The organism is Urinicoccus timonensis (assembly GCF_900232945.1).
GTDB classification, from domain to species: domain Bacteria; phylum Bacillota; class Clostridia; order Tissierellales; family Peptoniphilaceae; genus Urinicoccus; species Urinicoccus timonensis.
On sequence record NZ_OCTU01000011.1, the window covers coordinates 1 to 4,979 of the forward strand.

The window sequence follows — 4,979 nt, forward strand, 5'->3', positions numbered from 1 at the left end:
TGTCCGGCAATAGCCTACTTTCCCAGGTCGTTGCCAACCAAGTATCATCGGCGCATAGAGGCTTAACTTCCGTGTTCGGTATGGTTACGGGTGGTACCCTCTTGCTATGGTCACCGGATCCTACATCCTCCAATTTTTCCTTGGTCAAGTCTTCGGCCGATTAGTACTTCTTAGCTCCACACATTGCTGTGCTTCCACCTGAAGCCTATCTACCTCATTTTCTTCAAGGGGCCTTATTCTTTCGATGGGAAATCTCATCTCGAGGTTGGCTTCGTGCTTAGATGCCTTCAGCTCTTATCCAGTCCAAACGTAGCTACTCAGCTGTGCACTTGGCAGTACAACTGATGCACCAGCGGTTTGTCCATCCCGGTCCTCTCGTACTAAGGATAGCTCCTCTCAAATTTCCTGCGCCCACGACGGATAGGGACCGAACTGTCTCGCGACGTTCTGAACCCAGCTCGCGTGCCTCTTTAATGGGCGAACAGCCCAACCCTTGGGACCTACTTCAGCCCCAGGATGAGACGAGCCGACATCGAGGTGCCAAACCTCCCCGTCGATGTGGACTCTTGGGGGAGATAAGCCTGTTATCCCCGGGGTAGCTTTTATCCGTTGAGCGATGGCCCTTCCACGCGGTACCACCGGATCACTAAGTCCTGCTTTCGCATCTGCTCGAGTTGTCGCTCTCGCAGTCAAGCTCCCTTCTGCCTTTGCACTCTGCGCACGATTTCCGTCCGTGCTGAGGGAACCTTTGAACGCCTCCGTTACTCTTTCGGAGGCGACCGCCCCAGTCAAACTGCCCGACTGACAGTGTCCCGCTTCCGGTTTCACGGAAGTCGGTTAGAATTCTAAGATAAAAAGAGTGGTATCCCACCAATGGCTCCCCATATACTGGCGTACATGGTTCTTTGCCTCCCACCTATCCTGTACAGTTTATCCCAAAATCCAATGTCAACCTACAGTAAAGCTCCACGGGGTCTTTCCGTCCTGTCGTGGGTAAGCGGCATCTTTACCGCTACTACAATTTCACCGGATCCTTTGTTGAGACAGTGCCCAAATCGTTACACCTTTCGTGCGGGTCGGAACTTACCCGACAAGGAATTTCGCTACCTTAGGACCGTTATAGTTACGGCCGCCGTTTACTGGGGCTTCAGCTCAGAGCTTCGCTTACGCTAACTCGTCCCCTTAACCTTCCAGCACCGGGCAGGTGTCAGCACCTATACTTCGTCTTTCGACTTCGCAGATACTTGTGTTTTTGGTAAACAGTCGCTTGGGCCTTTTCACTGCGGCCCCCTTTTACAGGGGCTCCCCTTCTCCCGAAGTTACGGGGTCATTTTGCCGAGTTCCTTAACAAAGGTTCTTCCGCTCGTCTTAGGATTCTCTCCTCACCTACCTGTGTCGGTTTACGGTACGGGCAATGGTATCTCTTAGAAGCTTTTCTTGGCAGTTTGGTTCGTTTAGACTTCTCTACTTGTTTTCAATCCGCATCACACTTTAGCATCTGCAGAAGACGGATTTGCCTATCTTCTTGCCTTTGTGCTTGCACGCCTCACCAACTGGGCGCTCTATTTCCCCTCCTGCGTCACTCCATCATCAACAATACCATCGGTACAGGAATTTCCACCTGTTGTCCATCGACTACGCTTTTCAGCCTCGCCTTAGGTCCCGACTTACCCTGAGTGGACGAGCCTTCCTCAGGAATCCTTGGGTTTTCGACGGGTGAGATTCTCACTCACCTCTCGCTACTCATGCCAGCATTCTCTCTTGTATAGTCTCCACAATGGCTTACGCCTTTTGCTTCGTCGTCTATACAATGCTCCTCTACCAACGTTATACGTTCCACGACTTCGGTATCTATTTTAGCCCCGGTTATCTTCGGCGCAGAGTCACTTGACTAGTGAGCTATTACGCACTCTTTCAATGGATGGCTGCTTCTAAGCCAACATCCTAGTTGTCTGAGTAACTCCACATCCTTTCCCACTTAAATAGTATTTTGGGACCTTAGTCGGTGGTCTGGGCTCTTTCCCTTTCGACAATGAAGCTCATCCCTCACTGTCTGACTCCATAGGCTTTGTTTGGGTATTCGGAGTTTGATAGGCCGCGGTAACATCACATGTCCCTTGGCGATTCAGTGCTCTACCCCCCAAACAGTCTTCCTACAGGCTAGCCCTAAAGCTATTTCGAGGAGAACCAGCTATCTCCGTGTTCGATTGGCTTTTCACCCCTATCCACAGGTCATCCGATAACTTTTAAACGTTACCCGGTTCGAGCCTCCATGTCGTTTTACCAACACTTCACTCTGCCCATGGATAGATCACACGGTTTCGGGTCTACAACTTCAAACTCTTCGCCCTATTCAGACTCGGTTTCCCTGCGGCTCCAAAGTTTTTCTTCTTAACCTTGCTTGAAATCATAACTCGCTGGCCCGTTCTACAAAAAGTACGATATCGTGGCCTAAAACCACTTTATCTGCTTGTAAACATCAGGTTTCAGATTCTATTTCACTCCCCTCCCGGGGTTCTTTTCACCGTTCCCTCACGGTACTATGCGCTATCGGTCACCAAGGAGTATTTAGCCTTAGGGGGTGGTCCCCCTATCTTCCCACAAGGTTTCACGTGTCTCGTGGTACTCTTCGGAGTTCGCTCATTTTGCATTTCATGTACGGGGCTGTTACCCTCTTTGGCGAATCTTCCCAGATTCTTCTACTATACAAAATCAGTCGTTACGCTCCTGGGCTCTTTCCCGTTCGCTCGCCGCTACTTGGGAAATCGAGGTTTCTTTCTTTTCCTCGGGGTACTTAGATGTTTCAGTTCCCCCGGTCTTCCTTCCGGCCACTATGGATTCATGACAGGATGTATGAGGTTTGCTCATACGGGTTTCCCCATTCGGACATCAACGGATTAACGTCTATTTGCGACTCCCCGTTGCTTTTCGCAGCTTATCACGTCCTTCATCGGCTCTTGGTGCCAAGGCATCCACCTGATGCTCTTTCTAACTTGACCTTTGTTTCAGTTTTCCTTAAAACTGTTTTTCTATCCGGTAAAAATGTCTTTTCTTTACTCTCGTTATTGAATAATTTGAAAATCTCATTCTTACTTTTAAAAATTGGAGTATGTAGTTTTCATTGTGCATCTAAACTAAACCGAAGTTTAGTTGTGGTGGACCTGGGTGGACTCGAACCACCGACCTCACGCTTATCAGGCGTGCGCTCTAACCAGCTGAGCTACAGGTCCATGCCAGAGCCAAAAAATCCAGTGTAAGAGTTAAGAAATGTCTTGATTGCTCAAAGGCCACTTCTNTTTTGAACTCCTTAGAAAGGAGGTGATCCAGCCGCACCTTCCGATACGGCTACCTTGTTACGACTTCACCCCAGTCATTGATCCTACCTTCGACGCCTGCCTCCAAATGGTTAGCTCGGCGGCTTCGGGTATTACCAACTCCCATGGTGTGACGGGCGGTGTGTACAAGACCCGGGAACGCATTCACCGCGACATTCTGATTCGCGATTACTAGCAACTCCGACTTCATGCAGGCGAGTTGCAGCCTGCAATCCGAACTGAGATCGGCTTTTTGAGATTCGCTTGAGATCGCTCGCTCGCTGCTCTCTGTACCGACCATTGTAGCACGTGTGTAGCCCAAGGCATAAAGGGCATGATGATTTGACGTCATCCCCACCTTCCTCCGATTTATCATCGGCAGTCCCTTTAGAGTTCCCATCCGAAATGCTGGCAACTAAAGGTAAGGGTTGCGCTCGTTGCGGGACTTAACCCAACATCTCACGACACGAGCTGACGACAACCATGCACCACCTGTTTTACTGTTCCGAAGAAATGGTCTATCTCTAGACCGGTCAATAAAATGTCTAGCCTTGGTAAGGTTCTTCGCGTTGCTTCGAATTAAACCACATGCTCCGCTGCTTGTGCGGGTCCCCGTCAATTCCTTTGAGTTTCATGCTTGCGCACGTACTCCCCAGGCGGAGTGCTTAATGTGTTAACTGCGGCACCGAGTTACCCCGACACCTAGCACTCATCGTTTACAGCGTGGACTACCAGGGTATCTAATCCTGTTTGCTCCCCACGCTTTCGTTCCTCAGCGTCAGTTTAAGTCCAGTAAGTCGCCTTCGCCACCGGTATTCTTCCTAATATCTACGCATTTCACCGCTACACTAGGAATTCCACTTACCTCTCCTTAACTCAAGTCTATCAGTTTCCAATGCTTACATGGGTTAAGCCCATGCCTTTCACATCAGACTTGATAGACCGCCTGCGAACCCTTTACGCCCAGTGATTCCGGACAACGCTCGCCCCCTACGTATTACCGCGGCTGCTGGCACGTAGTTAGCCGGGGCTTCCTCCTATGGTACCGTCATTATCTTCCCATAGGACAGAGCTTTACGACTCGAAAGCCTTCATCGCTCACGCGGCGTCGCTGCATCAGAGTTTCCTCCATTGTGCAATATTCCCCACTGCTGCCTCCCGTAGGAGTTTGGACCGTGTCTCAGTTCCAATGTGACCGTTCACCCTCTCAGGCCGGTTACTGATCATGGCCTTGGTAGGCCGTTACCCCACCAACTAGCTAATCAGACGCGAGACCATCTTTCACCACCGGAGTTTTAACATTTCTTTCATGCAAAGGAAATGTGTCATAGGGTATTAATCCCGGTTTCCCGAGGCTATCCCCTTGTGAAAGGCAGGTTTCTCACGTGTTACTCACCCGTCCGCCGCTAATCCATTTTATCTTCTCTCCGAAGAGATCGGTTAAAATTTCATCGCTCGACTTGCATGTGTTAGGCGCGCCGCCAGCGTTCGTCCTGAGCCAGGATCAAACTCTCAATTAAAAAGTTTTTTCCATTTTATCGTCTTTAGACTGACTCCGGATTCTTCACTGAAGTTCCGCTTTTTGCTTTTGCTTGTGTGTTCATTCTCTTACACTGTTTAGTTTTTTTGGTTCTGTTTAAACTGATCTCTTTACGAGATAGCTTA

At 49.7% G+C, this 4,979-nt stretch carries 1 tRNA gene and 3 rRNA genes; all 4 read right to left on the bottom strand.

The window, feature by feature from the left end:
* Position 1: 1 nt before the first annotated feature.
* A 5S ribosomal RNA gene (gene rrf / locus CS898_RS09710) occupies positions 2-118 on the bottom strand.
* A gap of 22 nt (positions 119-140) precedes the next feature.
* Positions 141-2,999 (bottom strand): 23S ribosomal RNA (locus tag CS898_RS09715).
* A 154-nt stretch (positions 3,000-3,153) separates the two neighbouring features.
* Positions 3,154-3,230 (bottom strand) — tRNA-Ile (locus tag CS898_RS09720).
* A gap of 81 nt (positions 3,231-3,311) precedes the next feature.
* A 16S ribosomal RNA gene (locus tag CS898_RS09725) occupies positions 3,312-4,834 on the bottom strand.
* The 16S, 23S and 5S rRNA genes sit together here with 1 tRNA gene alongside, the layout of an rRNA operon.
* Positions 4,835-4,979: the final 145 nt, after the last annotated feature.